Annotated in this window: 18 protein-coding genes; all 18 read right to left on the reverse strand. The window is 51.5% G+C overall.

The features are described from left to right. Window positions 1–9 precede the first annotated feature (9 nt). The gene (gene rsmB, locus C7U56_RS02220) at window positions 10–1,341 is read right to left on the reverse strand and encodes a 16S rRNA (cytosine(967)-C(5))-methyltransferase RsmB (protein WP_106999963.1); all 1,332 of its coding nucleotides are present in this window, start codon (window positions 1,339–1,341) and stop codon (window positions 10–12) included. After that, the gene (locus C7U56_RS02225) at window positions 1,334–2,050 is read right to left on the reverse strand and encodes a zinc metallopeptidase (RefSeq protein WP_106999964.1); all 717 of its coding nucleotides are present in this window, start codon (window positions 2,048–2,050) and stop codon (window positions 1,334–1,336) included. The genes rsmB and C7U56_RS02225 overlap by 8 nt, the downstream gene beginning before the upstream one ends. A 66-nt stretch (window positions 2,051–2,116) precedes the next feature. Further along, entirely contained in the window at window positions 2,117–3,061 is a 945-nt protein-coding gene (gene fmt / locus C7U56_RS02230) for a methionyl-tRNA formyltransferase (RefSeq protein WP_106999965.1), read from the reverse strand. 49 nt (window positions 3,062–3,110) lie between these two features. After that, window positions 3,111–3,584: a peptide deformylase gene (gene def, locus C7U56_RS02235; protein ID WP_022358693.1), complete on the reverse strand. Its 474-nt coding sequence runs from the start codon at window positions 3,582–3,584 to the stop codon at window positions 3,111–3,113. 18 nt (window positions 3,585–3,602) lie between these two features. Then, the gene (gene priA / locus C7U56_RS02240) at window positions 3,603–5,819 is read right to left on the reverse strand and encodes a replication restart helicase PriA (RefSeq protein WP_181357146.1); all 2,217 of its coding nucleotides are present in this window, start codon (window positions 5,817–5,819) and stop codon (window positions 3,603–3,605) included. Window positions 5,820–5,980: 161 nt separating this feature from the next. After that, entirely contained in the window at window positions 5,981–7,390 is a 1,410-nt protein-coding gene (locus C7U56_RS02245; RefSeq protein ID WP_106999967.1) for a UDP-N-acetylmuramoyl-tripeptide--D-alanyl-D-alanine ligase, read from the reverse strand. 18 nt (window positions 7,391–7,408) lie between these two features. Then, window positions 7,409–8,872 (reverse strand): UDP-N-acetylmuramoyl-L-alanyl-D-glutamate--2,6-diaminopimelate ligase, encoded by a 1,464-nt coding sequence (locus tag C7U56_RS02250; protein WP_106999968.1) that lies wholly within the window; start codon window positions 8,870–8,872, stop codon window positions 7,409–7,411. A gap of 42 nt (window positions 8,873–8,914) precedes the next feature. Further along, window positions 8,915–12,190 carry a DNA translocase FtsK gene (locus tag C7U56_RS02255; RefSeq protein WP_233430152.1) on the reverse strand — a complete coding sequence of 1,092 codons (3,276 nt, stop codon included), beginning with the start codon at window positions 12,188–12,190 and terminating at the stop codon, window positions 8,915–8,917. A gap of 139 nt (window positions 12,191–12,329) precedes the next feature. Continuing rightward, window positions 12,330–13,136: a ClpP family protease gene (locus C7U56_RS02260; protein ID WP_106999969.1), complete on the reverse strand. Its 807-nt coding sequence runs from the start codon at window positions 13,134–13,136 to the stop codon at window positions 12,330–12,332. A 326-nt stretch (window positions 13,137–13,462) separates the two neighbouring features. Then, entirely contained in the window at window positions 13,463–15,142 is a 1,680-nt protein-coding gene (locus C7U56_RS02265) for a C40 family peptidase (RefSeq protein ID WP_106999970.1), read from the reverse strand. 15 nt (window positions 15,143–15,157) lie between these two features. Next, complete coding sequence (locus C7U56_RS02270; protein WP_106999971.1) at window positions 15,158–16,837, reverse strand: C40 family peptidase; 1,680 nt, start codon at window positions 16,835–16,837, stop codon at window positions 15,158–15,160. Between the two features lie 557 nt (window positions 16,838–17,394). After that, a complete protein-coding gene (locus C7U56_RS02275) occupies window positions 17,395–18,192 on the reverse strand; it encodes an ABC transporter ATP-binding protein (RefSeq protein ID WP_106999972.1) in 798 nt (265 codons plus the stop codon). Then, window positions 18,192–19,109 (reverse strand): ABC transporter permease, encoded by a 918-nt coding sequence (locus C7U56_RS02280; protein WP_022358702.1) that lies wholly within the window; start codon window positions 19,107–19,109, stop codon window positions 18,192–18,194. The genes C7U56_RS02275 and C7U56_RS02280 overlap by 1 nt, the downstream gene beginning before the upstream one ends. A 130-nt stretch (window positions 19,110–19,239) precedes the next feature. Continuing rightward, window positions 19,240–20,262: an ABC transporter substrate-binding protein gene (locus C7U56_RS02285; RefSeq protein ID WP_106999973.1), complete on the reverse strand. Its 1,023-nt coding sequence runs from the start codon at window positions 20,260–20,262 to the stop codon at window positions 19,240–19,242. A 182-nt stretch (window positions 20,263–20,444) separates the two neighbouring features. Beyond that, the gene (locus tag C7U56_RS02290) at window positions 20,445–21,845 is read right to left on the reverse strand and encodes a sensor histidine kinase (protein ID WP_106999974.1); all 1,401 of its coding nucleotides are present in this window, start codon (window positions 21,843–21,845) and stop codon (window positions 20,445–20,447) included. Window positions 21,846–21,852: 7 nt separating this feature from the next. After that, window positions 21,853–22,581, reverse strand: a complete 729-nt coding sequence (locus C7U56_RS02295) for a response regulator transcription factor (RefSeq protein WP_106999975.1) — start codon at window positions 22,579–22,581, stop codon at window positions 21,853–21,855. Next, entirely contained in the window at window positions 22,581–24,254 is a 1,674-nt protein-coding gene (locus C7U56_RS02300) for a Na/Pi cotransporter family protein (protein ID WP_106999976.1), read from the reverse strand. The genes C7U56_RS02295 and C7U56_RS02300 overlap by 1 nt, the downstream gene beginning before the upstream one ends. A gap of 166 nt (window positions 24,255–24,420) precedes the next feature. Further along, on the reverse strand, window positions 24,421–25,521 hold the full coding sequence (locus C7U56_RS02305; protein ID WP_107000409.1) for a tRNA dihydrouridine synthase: 1,101 nt from the start codon (window positions 25,519–25,521) through the stop codon (window positions 24,421–24,423). Window positions 25,522–25,523: the final 2 nt, after the last annotated feature.

The raw sequence follows: 25,523 nt of genomic DNA on the forward strand, positions 1-25,523 counted from the left end.
TCCGTCCAGTTATCCTTTTCTTTTCATCACAGAGATGAAAAATCCATCACACGGATGAACGCCCGGATAGAGCTGGATGTATCCCTCTTTCAGGCTGTCTTCCTGAAAATCAATCCCCAGACGACCACTGATATCAACCGGCTCAAATGGATATTCGTTTAAAAACCATGCCCGGTTTTCATCATTTTCCAGACGGTTGACCGTGCAGGTGCTGTAAACCAGCACTCCACCCGGCTTCACGTACTGCCAGACCACCGACAGCATCTGCCGCTGCAATGCAGCCAAGTCCCGGATTCCGTCCATTGAAGCGTTGTATTTGATATCCGGCTTACGTCCGATAATGCCAAGTCCCGAACACGGCAGATCGGCAATGACCACATCCGCTTTCTGCTCCATCGAAGCATCGAACTCACATGCATCCCAAGCGCAGGCAGAGACGTTTGTACAGCCGCTGCGGGCAATATTCTCCTCGATCAGAGATACCTTGTAATCACTCACATCCCGGATCTCAACCTGTCCGGTTCCGTGCAGCAGATCCGCCGCATGAAGTCCTTTTCCACCCGGCGCTCCACAGACATCGAGTACAAAATCACCCTCTTTGATGCCCGCCGCATCTCCAGCCAGCGATGAGCTCAGATCCTGAATCCGGATTAGCCCTTCGCGGAACGCATCCAGACTCTCTGGATAGTCCACGCCCGTCAGACGGTAAACGCCGCTTCCCGCCGCTGTCTCCTCCGCCGTCACACCCTGGGCGGACAGAGAGGCAAGAATCTCTTCTTTCCCTGCACGGCTCTCGGCAAACCGCACCATAAACGGACGTTTCTCCAGACCAGCCTGTGCCATCCTGTGGGTCGTCTCTGCCCCATAGTTTTCCTTCCAGAGAGATAAAATCCAGTCCGGCATTGAATACCGCACCGAATCATCCGGGAAGGTCAGTTTGCCTTTTCCACGCGCCACAGAACGCAGCACACCATTTACAAAGCCGGAAAGTCCGGAAAATCCGCGTTTTTTCGCAAGGCGCACTGCCTCATTGCACGCCGCCGAATCCGGTACACGGTCCATATAATAAATCTGGTACACGCTCATCCGCAGAAGTGTGCGGATAAACGGTTTCATCTTATGAACTTTTGTTTTGGAATATGCGTTGATAATATAATCAATCTGGATTTTATACTCCACTGTCCCGTCCACAATCCGTTTTAAAAACGAGCGGTCTGCTTTTTCCAGATACTGATATTTAGAAAGAGCCTGAAAAAGGGCCAGATGTGCATACTGTCCCTTTTCCAGAATCTCGGTCAAAATATCTGCCGCTATTTCACGCAGCGCTGTTCCATCAGTCATCGCGTCGTCCTCCAAATAATATAATCAGACGCAAAAGCTGTAAAATCGAACCAGCCGCCGCTGCCACATACGTCAGTGCCGCCGCACCAAGCACCTGTTTGGTATATCCTACTTCTTCCCCGCGAAGAATCCCTGTTGAATCAAGCAGACGTACCGCACGCGCGGATGCATTGAACTCAACCGGAAGCGTCACCAGCTGGAACAGCACCGACAAGGAAAATAAAAGAATTCCAAGTGAAACGATCGGAGATCCCATGCCGCCGACCAGGACACCAATCAGGATCATAGGCCAGGAAAGCTGTGCGCCGATGTTGACCACCGGCACCATTGAACCGCGCAGGCGCAGCGGAACATACTCAGATGCATCCTGCATCGCATGTCCGCACTCATGCGCCGCAACACCGATCGCCGCGACCGAAGTAGAACCATATACACTCTCAGATAAATTCACGGTCTTGGTCCGCGGATCATAGTGGTCGGTCAGGCTGCCTGCCACCTGGCGGATCTGGACATCATAGATGCCCTGTGAATTTAAAAGCTGTCTCGCCGCCTCGGCTCCCGTCATGCCGGTCATGCTCCGGACTCTTGAAAACCGCGCGTAGGTGCTTTTTACCTTCGCAGATGCCCCTAATGACAGAAATACACCAATTAATACCAGAATCATCGTCGGATCAAACATACTGTAATATCCATATCCGTATCCGTACATATCACTCCAACTCCTTTCAAACGCCTGGCTGCCTGTAGCAGTTCAGTCCCTGCTGAAGCATTCATTTTATCCGAGCTTTACTCCCGTTTCCACCGGATATCCGCGTAAAAATGCCGCCGTATCCATCCGCTTCTTGCCTTCCAGCTGAAGTTCCCGGATCGTGAGAAGCCCTTTGCCGGTCTGGACAGAGAATGCATCTTTACCGACACGTACCACCTGTCCGAATGTCTCCGGTGACGGCCTTCCCGCCGCATCTTCCTCGACATCCGCCGACCAGATTTTCAGGGTTTTTCCTTCAAATTTTGTATAAGCGCTCGGCCATGGATTTAAGCCGCGGATCAGGCGCTCAATCACTGCCGCATCCATCGACCAGTCGATCTGCCCCATCGACTTATCGAGCATTGTCACATGGGTTGCCTCTGCCTCATCTTGTTTAACCGGATGCAGGATTCCCGCCTCCGCTTTCTCAAGCGTGGAAAGAATCAGCTTTCCTCCCGCAAGGCTCAAGCGGTCAAACAGGCTGCCGCCTGTCTCTTTCGGATCCAGGCGTACTTCCACGGTATCCAGGATATCTCCGGTGTCCAGACCGACATCCATCTGCATCGTCGTCACACCGCTGACCTCATCGCCATTGATGACCGCCCACTGGATCGGAGCTGCCCCACGGTATTTTGGCAGAAGCGACGCATGGATGTTGATACAGCCGTATTTCGGCAGGTTCAGAATCCGCTCCGGCAGAATCTGGCCAAATGCAATCACGACGATCACGTCCGGCTGAATCTTCGTCAATTCCTCAAAAAATGCCTCATCCTTGCGGACGCGCACCGGCTGATACACCGGGATTCCATATTCCAGCGCTTTTTCCTTGACAGGCGGCATTGCCATCGCCTTGCCGCGTCCCTTCGGCTTATCTGGCTGTGTCACCACCGCCGCTACTTCATGCCGGCTCTGATAGAGCGCTTCCAGTGTCGGAACCGCAAAATCCGGTGTTCCCATAAATACGATCTTCATATCTGCCTGTCACCCCACTCTTGTTTCTCTCTCATTCTGGCAATGTGCTTTATTCTTCCTCTGCCGCTACATCCTCTAACGGACCTTCTACCAATTCCACATACAGATGTCCGTGCAGATGATCGCACTCATGGCAAATCGCACGTGCCAGGAAATCATCTGCTTCCAGGACAAACTCTTCCATTTTTTCGTTCAGCGCGCGTACCTTTACGTGGCTCGGACGGGTTACCAGACCAGCCTTGCCCGGAACGCTTAAGCAGCCTTCCTGACCAGTCTGGCTGCCGGACATTTCCTCGATGACCGGATTGATCAGGACATACTGGTTGCCGTCCTCCACGTCGATTACTACGATCTGTTTGCGGATACCGACCTGCGGTGCTGCCAGACCTACGCCACCGGCTGAATACATCGTGTCAAACATATCCTCTATCAGTTCAAGTGTGTGATCGGTTACCTCCGTCACTGCCTTACACTCTTTTTTCAGTACCTCATCGCCAATAGTTCTAATTGACCGGATTGCCATTTTATACACTCTTCCTCTCTATGATATATCGTATTGAATCTGGACCGCCTGCCATTTTGTATCTGCGGCAGCCAGGGTTTCAATCTGACCCCTGATTTGATCCAGTATAGCACATTTTTCACACTTTATATATAAAATTTTTCTGTAGATGTCATTAACTTTGTATACCGGTGCCGGAACCGGACCGATACACTCGGCACTTTCGCGCAGCCGCCGCGCCGCCATTTCCGCACATTCATCCAGCACCGCCTCATCGCCGCAGGCAAAATAAACCGCAGCCATCTGGCAGACTGGTGGATAATGAAGCAGCCTCCGGTAATTGATCTCATGGCTGTAAAACAGCTCATAATTCTGCGCCGCTGCCGCCTGCACGGCATAGTGTTCCGGCCGGTACGTCTGGATGACCACATCGCCGTGCTTCCCGGCGCGTCCCGCTCTGCCAGCCGCCTGCGTCAGAAGCTGGAACGTCCGCTCCGCGCTGCGGTAATCCGGCGTATTTAAGGAAAGATCCGCCGCCAGGATTCCGACCAGCGTCACTCCCGGAAAATCATGCCCTTTTACAATCATCTGCGTGCCGATCAGGATATCTGCCTCACGATTTGCAAATGCCTCCAGAATCGCTTCATGTCCGCCTTTTTTTGCCGTTGTATCCGCATCCATCCGCAGGATCCTCGCATCTGGAAACCGAATTTTCGTAAATTCTTCCATCTTCTGCGTTCCGGCCCCAAACCCGGCAATATACGGTGATCCGCAGGACGGACACTGCTTCATCAGTGGAATCGTATAGCCGCAGTAATGACAGACCAGACGGTTCTTCCCGTGTAGTGTCAGGGAAACATCACAATGCGGACAGGTCACCGCCTTTCCGCAGGAACGACAGGAAACAAAATTGGAATAGCCGCGCCGGTTCATAAAAAGCATCGTCTGCTCGCCACGTGCGAGTCTCTCTGTCAACATTGCATCCAATGACCGGCTGAACACCGATTTATTGCCTGCCTGCATCTCCGCACGCATATCAGCGATCTGTACCTTCGGCAGGATACTTCCCGCCACCGCCCGGTGATGCAGAGTCAGAAGCACATATTCGCCATTCTGCGCCCGCAGATACGATTCCAGGGAAGGAGTCGCTGAGCCCAAGACCAGCGAAGCCCCGGAAAGCCGGGCGCGCTCCGCCGCTACTTCCCTTGCATGATAGCGCGGCATCGTCTCGCTCTTATAGGCGCCCTCATGTTCCTCGTCGATCAGAATCAGTCCCAGATTGGAAAATGGGGCAAACAGCGCCGACCGCGGTCCGATCATCACGGAAACCTCGCCCCGCGCCGCCCGTTCCCACTGATCATAGCGTTCTCCCGCAGAGAGACGGGAATTCAGAATCGCGATCTGATCGCCAAATCGCCGGTAAAACCGCATCACCGTCTGATATGTCAGCGAAATTTCCGGGATCAGCAGAATCACCTGCTTTCCATCCCGCAGGACACGCGCCATCAGCTCCATGTAGACTTCGGTCTTTCCACTTCCCGTAACGCCGTGAATCAGATACGTTTCACGTTTCCCCGTCTCATAATCCTCACAGAAACGGTCAACCGCCGCCTGCTGCTCTTCATTGAGATGCACGGTCTGTCCGGCTGGACGCGGCAGTTTTGCATGGTTTAACCCGCGTTCCTCACGGGAAACTTTCACTGAAATCTGTCCCTGTTCCTCCATCGGGCGGATCGTCGTCAAGGTCAGGTCAAGCTCCCGTCGGGCAAATTCCATCGGAATATCCAGGTTGTCCCGGAATGCCTCAAGGATCCGCACCCGCGCCTTATAATGCCGCTTCTGTGCCGCCAGGATTGCCGCTTCCAGCTCTTCCTGGTTTAAAAGGCAATGCAGCGTCTTTTTTTCGCGGGGTTTTATCTTTTCCTTGACGGGAAGTACGGTTTTGAGCGTCTGGTTCATCGTCGCGCCATAACGCTCCCGCATCCACCACGCCAGACGGATAAGCTGGGACTGCACCGACATACTGCCCGGTGCGATCCCAGCTATCTCCTTGATGCGGGACGGGTCATACTCCGCCGTATTTCCCATCCCCACTACATATCCAGTCCGAAGTGAATTACCCTTTCCAAACGGTACCGTTACGCACGTTCCCGCCGTAATCTCCTCCGCCAGCCGCGTCGGAATCCGGTACTGAAACGGGCGATCCACCTTCTCATGGGATATATCTATAATAATATCCGCGTATTGATACGCCATGATTCCTTCTCTTTCTATTTCTAATTCAAGTCGAACGTCCGTGAGACTTGGCGCGTGATTCTGGTCAGCGAAGCTGACATATTCTTTACAGAATCACTGCGCATCCTCGCGGAGCGTTTATCTCAGTCGGAGAATGGACTCCCACTGAGACAAACTTGCTATTACTTACCACCTGAAGAGGTGGGAGTCTTCTCGACTGAGATAAACCTCGATGCCGTCTCCCCCAGCTTCATACTGTTGGAGCCCTTGAACAGGACCGCATCTCCCTCGCCGATCTGTGCATCCAGCCAGTCAAGCATATCTTCTTTTTCGTCCTCTTCAAACGAAACGATATGCAGATCCGGTTTGACTCTCTTTGCTCCCTCGGCGATGGACTGCGCCAGTTCGCCATATACAACCAGGATATCGACCGGTTTTTCCGCCAGAAACGCACCAACTTCACGGTGGAACTGAATCGTATTCTCTCCCAGTTCCTTCATATCTGCCAGAACCGCAATTCTGCGTCCTGCCGGCAGGGAAGAAAGCACACCTATCGCCGCTTTCATCGAATCCGGGCTTGCATTGTAGGTATCGTCCACGATCGTATAACCATTTTTATGATAAATCTGCTGACGGTTCTTGAACCCGCCAAATTCAAGCAGCTTTTCCGCTGCATCGGCAAGCGGCACACCGTAGGCATCCGCAACCGCCAGGGCAGCCAGCGCATTCATGACATTGTGCTCGCCCATAACAGTCAGCTTCACCGGGACGCGCACCTCGCCGTGTACCATCGTAAAGGACGGAAATCCATCCGGATATGAAAGATCCTCGGCGCGGTAGTCGTTATCTGCTCCAAGTCCATAACGGACGGTATGGCAGCCTGCTTTTGCATGCACGGTGGAAAGCATATCATTATCTCCATTTACAAACAGGATTCCGCCTGCCTTCATACCGTCCTGGATATGCAGCTTTTCTTTTAAGATATTCTCGCGAGAGCCCAGATTCTCAATATGCGTCACACCGATATTCGTCATGACTGCCGAATCCACCGCCGCAATCTCCGCGATCACCGCCATCTCGCCCGGCTCACTCATTCCCAGTTCCAGCACGCCGATCTCATCATTCTCAGAAATCTCCGAGATCGTGAGCGGCACACCGATCTGGCTGTTGTGGTTTGCCGGTGTCTTGAATGTCTTATATTTCGCTGAAAGCGCCGCCGCCACCATTTCGCGCGTCGTCGTCTTTCCCACGCTGCCGGTGATACCAACTAACGGGATAGAAAGGCGTGCCCGCAGGCAGCGTCCGATCGTCTGCAATGCCAGTTTCGTATCTTTCACCTGGATCAGGGCGCCGTGAAAGCCCTCCGGTGCCGCCTCATGCTCCGAAGTCAGTGCGGCTGCCGCCCCATTGTCCATCGCCTGAACCAGGAAACGATGCGCGTCTGATTTCTCCCCGATCAGCGGAACAAACAGATCCGCCCCGCGCATACTCCGGGAATCAATGCTGATGTGTTTTAACTCTGTATCTGCATCTCCGCAGAGCAGTGTTCCCGACACTGCTTCCACGATATGTCTGACTGTAATATGGTCCATATTTTGCCTCCAAATTGATTACATATGCAGCTTCTTCACCGTCTCCTGCACTACTTCCCGGTCAAGGAAATGATAGCGCACGCCCTCGATCTCCTGATAATCCTCATGCCCTTTTCCGATGATCGCGATGATATCGCCATCCTCCGCATGGGACAAGCTGTACTCAATCGCTTCGCGGCGATCCGGGATTTCAACGTATTTGCCGTCGGTTTTTGCAAGTCCGACCTTGATATCTGCCAGAATATCTTCCACTTTCTCAAAGCGGGAATTATCCGCCGTGATGATCGACAGATCTGCCAGCTTTCCGCCAATCTCTCCCATCGAGTACCGGCGATCCCGCGCCCGGTTGCCGCCGCATCCGAAGACGCAGACGAGACGCTTCGGCTTGTAGTCGCGCAGCGTCAGAAGAAGACTTTCCATGCTGACCGCATTGTGGGCGTAGTCAACGATCACGGTGCACTTTGCTGATTTATATACAATCTCCATCCGTCCATCGACCTGGATATGTTCCAGCGCATGGCAGACTTTCTCCTTCGGCAGGTCAAAGAAGCTGCACACGCCCGCTGCCGCCAGCGCATTGTCCACGTTAAATTTGCCCGGAATGCCAACGCGCAGATCGCTCTCATATCGTCCATGCGTCTGAAATTCGATGCCCACGAAATCATGTTCACGCACATAGCGAATGTCATCCGCTGTAAAATCAGCCGCCTGTTCCAATGAAAAGGTCAGGATCTTTGCTGTCGCCCCTTCTACGATCGCATCAAAGTGCGGATCATCGCGGTTGACGAGCGCAGTCCGGCAGTTTTTCAAAAGCTGCTTTTTATAGTAAAGATATTCTTCAAAACTTGCATGTTCATTCGGACCAATATGATCATTGGAAATATTCAGGAAAATTCCATAATCAAAGAAAAGTCCGTCTACCCGGTGCATCAGGTAGCTTTGGGAAGAAACCTCCATCACGACGTAACGGCAGCCCTCTTCCACCATTCTTGCAAAATATTCTTGCAAAATATAAGATTCCGGCGTCGTATTCTTGGTCGGATAATGATTCTCACCGATCACAGCGCCGTTCGTTCCGATGAGACCCGTCTTCTGTCCGGCTGCCTCCAGAATCGCCTTAATCATATAAGTAGTAGTCGTCTTTCCCTTCGTGCCGGTCACACCGATCGCCGTCATCTTCCGCGCCGGATAATCAAAACGTGCCGCCGAAAGAAGCGATAGCGCGTTCCGTCCATTCTCCACTTGAATGACCGTCACGTTCTCAGGCGCCTCAACCGGATGCTCGACCACCAGAACCGGCGCGCCCTTTTCAACCACATCCGGGATAAAGGTGTGCGAATCGACGTTTGTCCCGCGCATACACACAAACACCGTCCCCGGCGCCGCCTTTCTTGAATCGTAGACCACCTCGTCAACCTCCGTCTCCAGGCTGCCCTGCAATAATGTATACGGCAATTCTTTCAGCCAGCTTTTAAGCTTCATAGGATACCTCCTGATTTTGATATTTTATAATGATTCCGCTTTTTAATATCCTTCTTCCATCATGTTTTCAAACTGCTCCATGCTCATCAGCACCTTACGCGGCTTCGTGCCTTCTTCCTCACCGACCACGCCTGCATCTGCAAGCTGATCCATGATACGCGCGGCACGGTTGAAGCCAATCTTAAACATACGCTGCAGCATGCCGATGGATGCTTTGTCTTTCTCAATAATAAATTTACCTGCCTGTGCAAAATAGGCATCGCGCTCACCGCCGCCAAAGCCCGCATCCATCGCCGTCGAACGGATCTTGGACTCAACCTCGGCGCTGTACTCTGCGGTCAGCCCCTCCTGTTTCAAAAATCCGACCACATCCGAAACCTCATTGTCGGACACAAACGCGCCCTGTACACGCTGCGGTTTCTGATAGCCCGACGGATAGAACAGCATATCGCCCTTTCCGAGCAGTTTCTCCGCGCCGTTCATATCAATAATGGTACGGGAATCCACTCCGGAAGAGACGGAAAAAGCAATTCTCGACGGAATATTTGCCTTGATCACACCGGTGATGACATTGACCGATGGTCGCTGCGTCGCAATCACCAGATGAATGCCCGCTGCACGCGCCAGCTGGGCCAGACGACAGATCGAATCTTCTACTTCGCCCGGCGCTACCATCATCAGATCGGCAAGCTCATCCACGATAATGATGATCTGCGGCAGTTTCTCCGGTTTCTTCGGATCGTCGATATCCGCGATCGACTCAACCTTGGCATTGAAACCCTTAAGATCGCGCACGCCGTATTTTGCAAACTTCTGGTAACGGTCGGTCATCTCTGCCACCGCCCAGTTGAGGGCGCCGGACGCCTTTTTCGGGTCGGTCACAACCGGAATCAGAAGATGCGGAATACCGTTGTATACACTTAACTCAACCACCTTGGGGTCGATCATGATGAGCTTGACCTCGCTCGGCTTCGCTTTATAAATCACACTCATGATCAGCGTATTGATGCAGACTGATTTACCCGATCCGGTCGCACCCGCGATCAGAAGATGCGGCATCTTCGCAATGTCGCTGACAACCGTCTGACCTGCGATATCTTTTCCGACCGCGAATGCCAGCCGGGACGGATATTTCTTAAATGCCTCTGACTCCAGCAGATCGCGCAGCAGAACCACATGGTTCTCCTTGTTCGGAACCTCGATACCGACCGCCGCCTTGCCAGGAATCGGTGCCTCGATACGGATGTCCGCCGCTGCCAGATTTAACTTGATATCATCCGCCAGCGCTACAATCTTGCTGACCTTGACCCCCTGCTCCGGGTGAAGCTCATAGCGGGTAACCGTCGGTCCACAGCTGATGTTTGTAACCGTCACGCCCACGCCGAAGTTCTGGAGCGTCTGCTGCAGCTTGATCGCTGTCTCCCGGTACTCCTGATCCGAGAAATCGGTCTGTCCCGTACCGCGTTTTAAAAGTGTCAATGGCGGGAATATGTATTCTTTCTGGATCTTCTTTTCTTCCTCTTCCTTGCGCTCGATCTGCTCTGGAACCGTCAGTTCCTCAACTGGAAGTGCTTTTCGTTCTTCCCGTTTCTGCTCCAGTTTTTTCTGTATCGCCTCTGTATCTGTCTCGATCACCTTTCCGGATGCGGTCACGACCGTTTTGGAATCCTCCGGGACAAAGAAACTGCCCTTTGTCTCGCCCCGCTCTGATTCCAGCGTCTTATAATAGCCATCGATTGGTTCGGAATCCGTTTCCCCAGATATAGGTTCGTTCCATTCATCCTCATTTCCCATCGAAACGGTTTCCCACTCGTTTTCCGATGGCTCAAAGACATCCTGATGCCCTAAATCTGTATGAACCTCCTCTGCGGTCAAACCGGACGCCGCCTCCGCAGCCGGTTTCTCCCGTGTCTCTACCGGATAATAGCCTGGACCTTTCCGGCTCTCGCTGCCAGCAAATTCTTCCATCGTCCGGGTATCACGGCGTACATACAGGCGTTTCAACAGCTGGTCGCTCGCACTGTCCTCTGTCTCTGCGGGCTCCTTTGCAAATTCTGTCTCTCTTACCGCCCGCGCCGTCTCGCGCTCCGATTCTTCCTGAAACTGGGATTCTGAACCAGCGTATGCATATGTATCCTGCTCCGATTCCACCGGCTCTTCTTCATACTCCATCGGTTCTGGTTCTACCGCTCCGCCACCGTGGAATATCTGCCCGCGAAATACATCTGCCGGATTCTCCTTCTCTACTCCCTGTCCGGAATCCTGTGCCAGATTTTTTCCCTCTGCCGGAACATCGGTCCAATCATCATAAGCCGCGGCCTCATCCTGCAAGTTTTCCTGCCTTCCATGCATCTCACGGAATTCCTCCGGTGCATCCTCCGGTCCCAGCACGGTTCCCTCCGGGACTCCTTCCGAGAAATTTCGCATCACTGGCAGCTCGGTCAGCTTGGCGCCCTCGAGATCAACGCCACGGACCCGCTGCTCCTCCCGCAGACGGCGTTTTTCTTCCTTTTTCTCCTCATGTATCTCACGGCGGCGGCTCATATCTTCTTTCGCATACTCATACGCCCTTCCGCTGCCCTGTTTAACGAAGTTTACCAGGGAACGCTCCGTAATGCACACAGCACCGAGTGCCAAAAGCACCAGCAGAATCAGAACTGCTCCGATCGTTCCCACTGTTCCGCACAACAGCAGCATCAGAATGCCACCGATAAAGCCGCCTCCACCTGCCTGCGCGTAATAATCGCCCAGATTCCAGTCCAGATGCTGACCGCCTCCCATAAGAAGCTGGGAAAGTCCGCAAAGTGCCAGAAGCACCTCGCCAACCGCCACCAACTTGGCTACAGCTTTCTGGTTGCCTCGGTTTGAAAGATAAAAACAAGTTCCCATAAATAAAAGGAATGGCACCAGATACCCCATCACGCCGAATACGCCAAGCAGAGTCGATCGCAGAAAACTTCCGACAAAGCCGCAAAGCCCGAAATTGCTCAAAAACAAAAGTACCGATATTGCAAATGATACAATAATCGCCACTTCCGTTCCCATAAATGCCCCTGTACCACTTTTCTCCACCGGCTCCGGCGCCTGGCTGGCGCGGCTTCGGCTTCCTGTTCCTTTCGCGGTGCCTTTTCCAGACGAAGCTTTCTTCTTCCCCCTACTCTTTTTCTCGTTCAGCGTCTCCTCCGCTTTCTTCGCCGCAGGGGACTTTCTGGATCGCCCGGCTTTTTTCTCTGTCCCAGCTGTCTCCCCGGCACGCTCTGTACTCTGTCTTTTCCTGCTTGTATCTGCCACCTGTCTCATGCCTCCAACATTTCCCATGTATCTGCGGTTCCTCCTGTTTCACAAAATACAGCCTCCCGCAGACTGCTTTTCTCATTTTACATTCTTATTATCTCATTCAGTATACCCAAATTCAGGGAAAAAAGCAACGCTTTCCTAAAATTTTCGCACGTATGTTCTACTTTCTTTTCAGATTTTCACTAAAATCCGTCTTCGTCATCCGGTCGTGTGCATCTATTTCCTGTTTCTTCCCATCGATCGCCCGGTTCAGCCATGCAAGCGCTTCCCGGATCCCGCCGCATTCATCGATCAGTCCCTCCTGGACCGCCTCCCCGCCAACCAGGACCGTTCCCAGATCTTTTGTCATCATCTCCGTATTGAGCATCAGGCTCCGGAGGCGCTCATAGGAGATCTGACTGTGTCCGGACACAAAGCTTAAAATACGATCCTGAATCATTTCAAAATAATCATACGTCTGCACGGCACCGATCACCATCCCCGTCATCCGTACCGGATGTACCATCATCGTCCCGGTCGGGACAATAAAAGAGTGATCGACCGCCACTGCGAGCGGCACACCGATCGAATGGCTGTCCCCGATGACCAGTGAAACGGTCGGTTTGCTGAGCGAAGCAATCATCTCCGCGAGCGCCAGTCCACAGCTTACATCGCCGCCCACCGTGTTAATCAGAACTAAAACTCCCTCCGTCTCACCGCTCTCCTCGATCTCCGCCAGCTTAGGCAGAATATGCTCATATTTCGTCGTTTTCGTATTGCCGGACAAATTTTCATGTCCCTCTATCTCTCCGATGATCGAGATTAATTCAATGTGATTGCCATTCTTTCCCGTAATATCCGTCTGTCCATTTTCACGCTTCTGAATCGGATCCTCCTGCGCCTGTTCCCGGCTTTCTCCCGCCTTATCTGCCTGCTTGTCCCACGCTTCATTTTCCCATTCCCTGTTTTCACGATTTGCCCGAATCATATTTTCCTCTTTTCTGCGCTCTTTCCATCTTACACGCGGATTCAATGTTTTTTCTCAACTGCCTAATTCATTCTTAGTATTCTGTCTTCCTATTATCTTTATTCACTGAAACCGCTTTTTATACAAACAAGGATGTGCCTTGGCACATTCAAGCGTCTCGCGCGGTCACTTGCGACATGTTTCTGCTTCGCGCGAGTGCGCATCCCCGCGATGCGTTTTTTATTTCATAGGACACAATTTCCTATGAAACAGAAAAAAGAGAGCTGGGAAAAGCTGCCTTTTCTCCCTGCTCTCTTTCAAATAATTTTTATTGACTTTCCATGGAATTAATCGCCCAGTACATTGACGATCTTCGCCGGGGTACGGTAATTCCAGGTGGAAATCTTGATACCATCCCTTGCATTCGATGCATGGCACACGCGCCCGCCGCCGATATAGAGTGCTACATGGTTGATCGTTCCACCGCTGTTTGTGTAGAAGATCAGATCACCCGGACGCATCTGGGAAGAACTGATACTTCTTCCTGCTCCCGCCTGGGAACCCGAATGATGCGGCAGACCGACGCCGAAGTGTGCCATAACCGACATCGTAAATCCAGAACAATCCGTACCATTTGTCAAGCTGGTACCGCCCCATACATACGGATTCCCAAGGAACTGAGTCGCGTAGTTTGCGATCTGCGCACGCTTGGAGGAGCCGCTTGAAGATGCTTTCTGGCTGCCAGAACCACCGTTACTGCTGCTCTTGCTTCCAGAGCCTCCCTTGCTGCTCGCCGCCTTGGTCTCAGGCTCCGGGGTCTCCTCAACCGGTGTAAACTCGATCGCCTCATTTAACGCATACCGCACATCGACAAATTCAGTCGCTACATAGGCACTCGTCTCATCCAGTGCAATCTGCACCCAGCCATCCTGCTGGCTCATAACCGAATACCGCTCGCTGTTGGAAATCTGCGTCCAGATCGGCGCGTCCGTGTTCGGCTCCGTACGGGCATTCAGACGGTCAGTTGATACGATCGCCATCAGCTGTGCAACCTGCAGTGCCTCCTGCTTCGCCGCATCTCCAGTCAGAATAAATTCGGATTTAACATAGCCAGTAACCGGACCGGACTTGATCTTATACCAGCCGCCATCCTCGGTCGTTTCCAGAATCTCACCACCGGACTTGCTCGTCATCTTACCGATGATCTTCGCATCCTCCTTCGGCTCCACGCGGATATTTAAGTAGTTATTGACATTGGAAATACCCAGATTGTCATACATATTGAGAACCATCGTCCGCAGATCCAGCTTACGCGCTTCATTTAACGCATAGCGCACATCCACATAATCCGCTGAAATATAGCCCCCGCTGATCTGAATCCAGCCCTCCTGCTCGCTGACAATGGAATAACGCTCATTTTTCAGCGCCTGTTCCAGCACCTGCGCGTCCTCACTCGGCTCACTCCGGATATTCAGCTTGTCAGTCGTGATGACCGCCATCTTCTTGACCAGCTCAAATGCCTCTGTTTTTGCCGCCTCGCCGGTCTGTACAAATTCTGAACTGATGTAGCCCTCCAGACCGCCGGAAGATATCTGATACCAGCCTTCCTGGGAATCGTCCAGAATCTCGCACGCACTGCCGCCCATCAGTTTGCCAATGACATCGGAGGTTGTACTGGCGCTCTCACGCATATTAAGATAACCAGATACATCCACAATACCCAGATTCTGGTAGGACTCGACTACATTTTTCTTTTCTTCGTCCTCTTTTGCCTGTTCCTCATCCTCCGGCAGCGTCTCTCCGATCACGGTTTCCTGCACCTCTGCCTCGGATGCCGATGCCACCCGGGCGTTTCCAGAACCTCCGAACGTGCCGCCCTGTGCCAGCTTCACGATGATAACCAGAGCCAGCACCACAATGACAGCACAGCCTCCGATCATGAACCAGTGCATCGGATCTTTGCCATTTCGTCTCTGACGTACTTTCTGCAGGCGTTCTTTATAATCTTCTGTCTTTTGCTCTTCCATCTTATCCTCTCCCTATCAGTCTCCCAGCATATTGACAATCCGGTACGGATTCCGGTAATTCCAGGTAGAAATCTTGATGCCGCTTCTCCGGCTCGCCGCATGGACGATCTGACCATTGCCAATGTACATCGCCACATGGTTGACCGTTCCCTTGCGATTCGTATAGAAAATCAGATCGCCCGGACGCATCTTCGAAGAATCAATCTTCGTACCCGTCCGCGCCTGTTCCCGGGACACCCGCGGCAGGGACACGCCCGCCACATGGCTGTATACATACTTTGTAAAACCAGAACAGTCCACACCCGAATGCGGGTCATTACCGCCCCAGACATAACGGTTTCCGACAAACTGAAGGGCATAGTTGACAATCTGGGTCCGCAAGGATTCCTTTTCTTTTAATGGGGTAAATGGGATCGCCTCCGGCAATGCATAACGCACATCTACGAAATCAGTCGCCACATACGCACTCGTCGTATCGAGCGCAATCTCGACCCAGCCATCCTGCTGGCTTATAACGTCGTAACGCTCATTGTTAGAGATCTGCGTCCAGATCGGCGCATCCGTGCTCGGCTCCGTGCGGGCATTCAGGCGGTCGGTTGAAACGATCGCCATCAGTTCTGCAACCTCCATCGCCTCCTGCTTCGCCGCATCTCCTGTCAGGATATACTCCGCCTTCACATATCCAGTGACGGGACCCGACTGGATCTTATACCAGCCGCCATCCTCGCTCGTCTCCAGAATCTCTCCGGCAGACTTGCTCGTCATCTTACCGATGATATTGCCATCCTCACTTGGCTGATCGCGCACATTCAAGTAATTATCCACACTGGAAATACCCAGATTTTTGTATAAATTCAGCACCATCGCACGCATATCCAGCTTCCGCGCCTCATTGAGTGCGTATTTGATCTCCGCATAATCCGTGGAAATGTAACCGCTCGAAATCTGAATCCAGCCATTCTCCGGCTCACTCTCGACCACATAGCGCTCATTTTTTAATGCCTGACCGACAACCTCTGACTCCGTGTTCGGCTCTTTTCGGATGTTCAGGGAATCTGCCGTGATGAGCGCACGCTTTTCAACCAGTTCCAACGCTTTTTTCTTCGCCTCATCCCCGGTCAGAACAAACTCTGAGCTGATATAACCGGAAATACCGCCAGATTCGACCTGATACCAGCCTTCGGCTGAATCATCCACGATCTCACACGCACTGTCGCCCATCAGCTTGCCGATGATGTTGCCATCCGTGCTCGCCGTCTCACGCATATTCAGATAACCGGACACCTGCACGATACCCAAATTTTTATAGGAAGCTACCACTGCTTCTTTCTCTTTGATCTCCTCCGCTCTGGACTCTTCGGATGCCTCGTCCTTCGAAAGCTCTGATGCTGTCGCCGCCCCATTCTTTGCAGTTCCGGCTCCCGCCTGACGGCTGAGCAGGGACTTGCCTGCAAATGCTGCAACTGCAAGAGCAATCACCACCCCTGCTGCTATCACTCCGAAGCGCAGATTCTGACTCTTATCTTCGCCCTGGCGCCTGCGCGAATGTCCCGCGGATTCCCGGACCGGATTTGGTGTCTGATCCTGAGCTGGCTCTGATTCCTGACTCTGAACTGCTTCCGGCTCTTGAATCCGCTCCGCCGCTGGCACCTGTTCTGACTCCTGCGTTTCTTTTTTGTTTTCTTCTTCTAACATATGGATCGCTCCTGATTTTTCTTGAAATTATGACTTAATATCTTAAACGTAATTTTTATTTTATCATATTCGTAGGGAATTGCCAAGGAAGGATGTGGAGGAAAAAATGAATTTTCTATGAATGAATTATTACAGAAGTGTTAAGTTGTAGATAAACGGTTAAGTCGTGAAAGGGGGAATTAGTTGGAAATATGGGAGAGGAGAATGCACGGCTACTTAGTGAGAAAGAATGCCCTCCGACCGCTCGCGCCGCCGGAGGGCATTCTTTCTCACTTATAGTCGTGGTTTTTAATTTGTTGACCCACTTTTCATTCCGTATACTTTTTGTCTGTTATCGGTTATTGATTTTATTCAAGTCGAACGTCCGTGAGACTTGGCGCGTGATTCTGGTCAGCGAAGCTGACATATTCCTATCAGAATCACTGCGCATCCTCGCGGAGCGTTTATCTCAGTCGGAGAATGGACTCCCACTGAGACAAATTTGCTATTACTCACCACCTGAAGAGGTGGGAGTCTTCTCGACTGAGATAAAACCCTTCAAATCTTATAACCCCTGCTTATTTGGCAAGCATCATACGATCATTCGCAAATTCTTCTCCGCTTACCTTTTCAAATCTCTCCAACAGGTCTTCTACCTGCAGACTCTTCTTCTCTTCCCCTGCTACATCGTAGATAATCCGACCTTCGTGCATCATAATCAAACGATTGCCGATCTGAATCGCATCTTTCATGTTATGGGTAACCATAAGCGCGGTCAGATTTTGCTCATCTACGATCTTTTCGGTGAGATCGAGGACTTTGCGGGCTGTTTTGGGATCGAGGGCGGCGGTGTGTTCGTCTAAAAGAAGGAGCTTTGGCTTCTGGAGGGTTGCCATCAGAAGGGTGAGCGCCTGGCGCTGTCCGCCGGAGAGTAAGCCCACTTTGCTGGTCATACGGGTCTGAAGCCCCAGGTCGAGCTGTGCCAACGCCTCACGGTAGAAGTCCTTTTCATTCTTTTTGATGCCCCAGCCGAGTCCTCTGGATTTGCCGCGGCGCAGCGCCATGGCAAGATTTTCCTGTATCTCCATATTGGCGGCGGTGCCGCGCATCGGATCCTGGAAGACTCTGCCGATATATTTAGCGCGTTTGTATTCTGGTTCTCTGGATATGTTTACGCCATCGATCTCGATTTTACCGGAATCGATCGGATATACGCCTGCGATCATATTTAACATAGTGGATTTTCCAGCACCGTTTCCGCCGATGATCGTCACGAAATCGCCCGGTGCCAGGTGTAAGTTGATACCGTTTAAGGCTTTTTTCTCATTAACAGTTCCTTTATTAAAAGTTTTCTTTACATTTGTTATCGTCAGCATTACTCCTCACCCCCTTCTGAATAATCTTTTCTCAGCCGGTATTTAGCGAGTGCTACCGGAATACAGAGTGCCAGTGCTACAATGACAGCAGAGAGCAGCTTCATGTCGTTTGCATCCATACCCATGCGGAGTACAACCGCACGGATCACAAAGTAAATGACCGAACCGACAACCACGGAGGTCAGTTTCCAATAGAAAGAGGTCAATCGTCCCATCAGGACTTCGCCGATGACGATCGCCGCCAGACCGATGACGATAGCACCGGTACCACTTCCAACATCACCATATTTCTGACTCTGGCAGACGAGTGCGCCAGAGAGACCGACCAGGCCGTTGCTGACCATCAAGGATAAAAGCTTCGTCATACGGGTGTCCACGCCCAGCGCGCGCACCATATCCTCGTTGTTACCGGTTGCACGCATCGCACTTCCGATCTCGGTTCCGAAGAACCAGTAAAGAAACAGAATAGCCGCCACAGCCAGCACAATTCCAACGATCATCGATGCCTGTGCCTGGGTCATCCCGAAGGAAGCAGCCAGACCGCTGATAAGTGTCTTGACTTTCAGAAGCGGCAGATTGCTCTTTCCTCCCATGATCCGGAGGTTGATCGACCAGAGGGAAATCTGAGTCAGAATTCCTGCCAGAATCGCTGGTATCTCAAATACAGTATGAAGAATACCCGTTACCGCACCAGCCACGACACCGGCTGCCGCTGCAACTAAAAGTGCCAGCACCGGATTCACTCCTTTGTTAACTACCAGGACTGCACAAACGCAGGCACCCAACGCGAAGCTTCCGTCTACCGTCATATCCGCGATATCCATCAGGCGGAATGTAATATAAACTCCCAATACCATGATTCCCCAGAGAACACCCTGTGCGACCGCGCCCTGCAGGGATACTAATAAACCGCTCAAACTTTTACCTCCTCGTGTTTTGTATTTTCTTCATCTGATTAACTGTAAAGACTGCCAGATCGGCATATTTATTTTATGCTTCTGATCTGACAGTCCATCTCATTTGAAGTTTAGGTCTTTCTGGTACTCTTTATTTCTCAAGTCCAGATACATCGATTCCCAGCGTCTGCGCTGTCTCTTCATTGACACTCAGCTCGCACTTGGAAGCGTCCAGATAACCGATCGGCATCTTAGAAATATCGGCGCCCTCAGTCAGGATTTTAACGGCCTGCTCACCGGTCATGTAGCCTAACTGGTAGTAATCAATACCGTAAGTAGCAAGACCGCCTGCATCTACCATGCCTTTCTCGCCGCAGATAACCGGAAGTTTATTCTCATTTGTTACCATCGTTACGGTTGCCATACCAGCTGCGATCATGTTGTCGGTTGGTGTGTATACACAGTCTACATTGCCAACCATAGATTCTACAACGGTAGGAATCTCATTGGAATTGGAAACGGTGTAATCTTCATACTCAATACCAGCTGTATCAAGTGCTTCTTTCGCCATGTCAATCTGAAGAACGGAGTTTGCCTCCGCGCTGCAATACAGAAGTCCGACCTTCTTTACATCTGGAATAATCTGCTGCATCAGGTCAATCTGCTCTTTAACCGGAGTCAGATCAGAAGTACCCGATACGTTGCCGCCCGGAACCTCGTTGCTCTCTACCAGACCGGAAGCCGCCGGATCGGTAACAGCGCTGACAAGAATCGGAATCGAATCCGTCACACCTGCAACTGCCTGTGCTGCCGGGGTTGCGATTGCAAAAATCAAATCATCTTTATCGTTGACCAGTTTCTCTGCGATCGTCTGGCATGCAGACTGCTCGCCAGCTGCATTCTGCTGGTCGATCTCGTATTTGATGCCTGCATCGTCCAGCGCTGCCACGAAGCCCTCATTGGTCTTATCCAGTGCCACATGCTGGGTCAGCTGTAATACGCCAATCTTATAGGTCTCGCCGTCTGCTGTCTGCTCTGCCTCTTTGCTTTCTTCTCCGTCTGCGGACTCCGCTGCTGTCGTGTCCGTACTTGCTGTCTGTCCTCCGCAGGCTGCCAGGGATGCCGCCATCGCGCCAGCCAGCATCAGGGCTGCTAATTTCTTTGTCTTTCTCATAATATCATCCTCCTGAACCTTTTCAACGTATGTAACAGATTTTCCTCTTATGCATCAAACCATGATTTATTTTTCACTTTAAAGAGCTGAACTGTTACGCTTTAAAGCAATCATACTACAAACTCCAAAAAGAGTCAACCTAAAATTCCACTATTTTATAGGGAATTTAGGTTGACTCTTTTTTATTTTGCTTCCGCGATCTGCAGTTTCACCGTAAACGTTGAACCTTTTCCGACTTCCGACTCTACCTTCACGCTTCCATGATAAAAATTCACGATATGCTTGACGATCGAAAGACCAAGCCCGGTGCCGCCCTGTTTGCGGCTGCGCCCTTTATCCACCCGGTAAAACCGCTCAAAAATACGGCTCTGGCTCTCCGCCGGGATGCCGACGCCGGTGTCGCGGACCGTCAGTATCATATCCGCGCCCCAGTGCTTGACCTGCACCCAGATTTCGCCGCCCTCGTTGTTATACTTGACCGCGTTTGTCAACAGATTGTTAAACAGCTCCTGCATCTGGCGCAGATCGGCACGAATCGTGAAATTCTCGCACTCTTTATGGACTGTGATGCCGCGCGACGCCGCCTGCGCGGCAATCGAAGACAGGCTGTCCTCCAGCAGTTCCACCGTGCGGATCGTCACAATATCTGCTTTCGCACCGCGCGATTCCAGACGGGAGATCATCAAAATATCATCCACCAGGTTCGTCATCCGCATTGCCTCTTTTTTTATGCGTCCCAGAAAATCACGTGCCGTGCCCGGATCCTGTGCCATGCCGCTTTCCAAAAGCTCGACGTAACCGCGGATCGAAGTGATCGGTGTTTTCAGCTCATGCGATGCATTGCTGAAAAACTCCTGCCGGATCTGTTTTTCTTTCTCAATGCGCTCCAGATATTTCTTCATATTTCGGGACATCCGCGTCGTCGTGTCCGCGATGACATTGATCTCCTCATACGGGCATTTTTCAAACTGAAAACGCGTGTAGTCGTCATCCATCCGCACCATTTCACTGGAAATTTCCTGCAAAGGACGCGTGATGGACTGGGAAAACCGTTCCGCCTCCATTGCCGATGCAAAAAAAGCTATTCCAAAGCTCAAAAAAGCGGCCGGAATCAACATCAGGATATATTCACCCAAACCGGTTGAACAGGCAGAAAGGCGCAGTATGTATTTGCCGTCCGATGAACGGATCGCCGCGTACGCCATCTGCATTCCTAACGTTCCGGAGCGCCGCACCGAATATCCATAGCCCGTCGCCAGCGCATCCTTCACTTCCTTGCGCTCCAGATGATTTTCCATCTGATTCACCTGCGCTACTTCCGTATCAGCCACCACCGTGCCATCCATCCGGATCAGCGTATAACGGCTATTATTGTCGTCCGTAAGGTCGCTCAAATCCATCAGCTGTTCTTCCACATTTCCCGTATAATCCAACATACGGTCAACGGATTCCAATGCAAAATGCATGTCCTCCCTTGACCGTTTGAGCAATACACTGCTGGTAACCACCAGAGCGATAAATGTATTCAGAACCAGCGCCAGGAATAACAGATGAATAAATTTCGTCAAAATCGCTTTTCGCATCGTTTCATCACTTTCCCGCTTCTTTTTCCCTTAAAAACCGATAGCCCACGCCGCGCACTGTCTTGATCTGAGCTCCGGCATCATGCAGCTTCTGCCGGAGTGTCTTGATGTGCATGTCCAGCGTTCTCGTCTCCCCATCATAGTCATAGCCCCAGATATGATCGAGAAGCTCGTCGCGCGTCACCACCCGGTTGATATGTTCCATGAGATATGTTAAAAGTTCAAATTCCTTGAGTGTAAGCTCCGTCCGGTCGCCGCAGGCAATCACCTCACGCGTCTCCCGGTTGATGCTGACTTCACCGATCGTCAGGCTGGAAACCTCCTCTTTTGCAGGTTCCACCCGCTTTAAAAGGTTTCTGACGCGCGCCGAAAGCTCCAGAATACCGAACGGTTTCGTCATGTAGTCGTCAGCACCGTTGTCAAGTCCCTGTACAATATCCATCTCACGATCCTTTGCCGTCAGCATCAGGACCGGGGCTGCGGAAAAGTCCGGCATCTCCCGGATTTTGCGGATCGCCGCCATGCCGTCCATCCCCGGCAGCATCCAGTCGAATACAAACATCGCCGGATACTCCCGCTGCGCCTCCCTGCCTCTCCGGAGCAGCTCCGAGAGGCTGTCAAGCGCTTCCTCTGCCGTCTCAAATCCGCTGGCGCAGTAACCGAAGTTTTCCAGTGCCACGCAGATCAGATTCCGGATATTTTCATCATCCTCAATCACATATATCCGATATTTCATTACTGCATCTCTTCCTTTACGTAGCCAGCTACATTCTTGGCATGATCCGCGATTCTCTCATAATTTGCCAGTGCATCCAGGAAGATAACACCGCCCTCAATCTTGCAGTCTCCATTGGAAAGACGGTTCATATGGTTCTCGCGCATCTCCTCTTCCATACTGTCAACCTCTTCCTCCCAGCGGGCAGTCTGACGCACCTTCTGCATGTCATGCGCCTGACGCGCCTCCACGGACGCCTCGACCGATTTAAGCGTTGCATCTGCAATCGTCCGCAGCTCTTTCAGCGCCAGATCCGAGAAATCAATATTCACATTCTCAATCCGTTTCTTGGCAAGCTCTGCTAAGTTTTCACAGTGGTCACCGACACGTTCAAGATCACCGATTGTATAATACATATTCTTAACGAGAAGATGCTGTTCATCATTCAAGGAGAGGTTGTTGATCTTTAAGAGATATTCGGTCAGCATTTTCTCCATGCGGTCGATCGTCTCTTCATTTTCAAATACCTGTTCACAAAAATTATCATCTGCATCTACTAAGGCTGCTGTCGCTATTTTTAAGTTGGCAACCGCTACCTTGCCCATGTTGACAACCTCGTTGCACGCCGTCTCAATCGCAAAGGACGGAGTTTCGAGGATACGGTCGTCTAAGTGACGGATCATCTCGGTCTCGACACTGTTTGCCGACCACTCTTTCTCTGTCTCCTTCGGCTTCGGAACAATCACATCCGATGCCTTTACCAGGAAACCAGCAAACGGGAACATAATGCAGGTGTTGACAACGTTAAATATCGTATGGAAAATCGAAATTCCCACACTGTCCGCACGCGTCATCGCAAGCTCCGGATTCATCATAAACACGATGTATAAAGCGACGCCAAATACAACTGCACCCGTCACATTGAACAGAAGGTGAATGACCGCCGCACGCTTTGCCGTACGGGTCGTACCGATACAAGATAACAGCGCGGTCGCACAGGTACCGATGTTCTGTCCCAATGTAATAAAGACTGCTGACTGCCAGTTTACCATGCCGTTGATCGCCAGCATCTGTAAAATACCGACGGACGCGGAACTACTCTGGATGATTGCGGTAACTGCCAGACCGACTAAAATACCTAAAAGTGGATTCTGTCCCAGTACCCGGAAGGACTCGGAGAAGATCGGCGCATCCCGGTACGGCTCAATCGAACCGGACATGAAAGAAAGACCGATAAACAGGAGTGCAAAACCGATCAGGACTTCGGCACCCTCTTTTTTCTTGTGGCTCTTCGCAAACATCGTGATGAATGCGCCGATACCGAAGAGAACCGGTGCAAAGAACTCTGGCTTTAACACCTCGCCCCACTCACTCATCGACACAATCCAGCTCGTCACAGTCGTACCAATGTTGGCACCCATGATGATGCCGGTCGCCTGCAGAAGATTGATAATTCCGGCATTTACGAAACCAACGACCATAACCGTCGTCGCGGAACTACTCTGAATGATCGCGGTAACACCCGCGCCCACCAGCACGCCCAGCAAGCGGTTCGAAGTCAGGATCTCAAGCACACGTTGTAAACGGTTGCCCGCAAACTTCTGCAGACCATCCGCCATCGACTCCATTCCATACAGGAACATTCCCAGTCCTCCAATGAACTGAAAGAGTGTTCCCAAAGTACTAATAGACATACATATTCTCCCATCATCTTTTGATCTTTACACATAGTATGTCTTCACTATATCAAATAAATGTAAAAATAACCAGCAGGAAATGTAAAATCTGTGTAAAATTTGATATTCGCAACACTGTACTGCCTGAATGAGAGGATGGTTACAGGACAGCCCGGTATCACTCCTATGGTGCCGGGTTGCGAAAACCATCTTCCACAAACCGCCCGCTCGCAAACATCGCCTGAACAGAAGCCCGGTAGTCAGACAGCTTCTGTGCCTTCTTAATCCTCTTCAATTCTTTTTCACATCCCGGAAAATGGCACTGGAAATAGTACCAGAGTTCCTTCATTTTAAACAAAGTATTCCGGTCGCCGGACATGATTTCTGCATAACCGGTCAGGAGGCGATCGTGGAACTGCTGGAAAGATTGGAGATGATTCGAGGATGGCAGATTCCGCACCTCTCCAAAAATCCACGGGCTCGCAACCGCACCGCGCCCAAACATCAGTGCGGCTAATTTCATTTTTTTCTGCGTTTTACCGCTATCAGATGCTTCATCTTGTCCTACAATTTCTTTCATAAGTGCAGACGCATCCGCCGCCGAAAAAAGATTTCCATTATAGCTGACCGGGCAGCGGCTCTGCTCCAGCGCATACGCAAATGACTCCATCCGTATTTTCCCCTTATAATAGTCCTCGCGCACTCTCGGGTGTACAATCAGTTCTTCCAGCGGATAGTGATTATAGATAGCAAGCAGGCGTGGAAATTCAGACGCTTCTTTCATGCCGATCCGGGTTTTGATCGACAAACGCACCGGCTTTCCATCCGACGCGTGGATTTTTTCCAATCCGTTGCAAACTTCCTCCAGAAACAAGCTCAAATCTTCCGGCTCGGCTAAAAATCCCGCGCCCTTTTTCTTCGTAACCACCGTCCCCGACGGACAGCCCAGGTTCAGATTAACCGTCCTATATCCATACTCCGCCAGTTCCTCGCAAACCCACAGAAAATCTTCCGCCGAATGTGTCAGAATCTGCGGGATCAGGCATAATCCCTGATTATGCTCTGGAAGAATATCGTTCCTCTCCCTGGATATCAGCTTATGGCTGGAACCTGGTGCAATGAACGGACTGTAATACCGGTCAACGCCCCCATAAATGACTGCATGCGCCTGCCGGAATACGTATCCCGTGATTCCCTCCATTGGTGCAAAATCTAATTTTACACTCCTTGCATCGTTCGCGCTTATACGATTCGCGCCCACTTTTAATGCCTCTGGCTGAATCATTT

Source organism: Clostridium fessum, assembly GCF_003024715.1.
Classification (GTDB): Bacteria; Bacillota; Clostridia; order Lachnospirales; family Lachnospiraceae; genus Otoolea; species Otoolea fessa.